1 pseudogene is annotated in these 698 nt (G+C 57.6%); it reads left to right on the top strand.

Going from position 1 to position 698, the window contains the following annotated elements:
• Window positions 1-698 (top strand): annotated as a pseudogene (locus CCY01nite_RS26720) (DUF6443 domain-containing protein); the annotation flags it as partial.

Here is a 698-nt window from a genome sequence, read left to right as displayed (position 1 = left end):
GATTTCGAAGCTTCACCCCTGAACCGGCCTTTAAACACCTACGGCCCCGGTGACAGCTGGGCCAAAAACGATCTTACCACCGTGGAACGTGGCGGCAACCGCCCGGTAAAGATGGAATACCTGGTCAACACCATCGCTGATTCTGTACGGATCTGGGTGATGCCCGCCAGCGGTACAGTGCCTACCTCCACGGCCATGTACGCAGCAGGCCAGTTGTACAAGAACGTCATCACCGACGAACAGGGCGGCAAAGTGGTCGAGTACAAAGACAAGGAGGGACAGGTAGTGCTCAAGAAAGTACAACTGGCTGCCAGTCCCGGCACTGCCCATGTCGGCTGGCTGTGTACTTATTATGTGTACGACGACCTGAACAACCTCCGCTTCGTCATCCCTCCACTGGCGGTAGAGAAGATTCATAGCACCTGGAATGCCGCCACGGTAGCTACCGGCCTCTGCTTCCAGTACCAGTACGATCACCGCCGCCGGATGATCGAAAAACGGGTACCGGGCGCAGGACCAGTGCACATGGTCTATGACACCCGCGACCGGCTGGTGTTCACACAGGACTCCGCACAGCGAGCCAAAGCACCCAAAGAATGGCTGGTGACGTTTTACGATGGCCTGAACCGCCCGGTGATGACAGCCTTGTATCCCTCCAACTCCACCCGTGACCAGCTACAAACGGCGATGAACGCGGT

The sequence above is a fragment of the Chitinophaga cymbidii genome, from assembly GCF_007992715.1.
GTDB lineage: Bacteria > Bacteroidota > Bacteroidia > Chitinophagales > Chitinophagaceae > Chitinophaga > Chitinophaga cymbidii.
The sequence above is the reverse complement of the archived record's forward strand: the minus strand, read 5'-3'. Positions and strand labels throughout refer to the sequence as shown.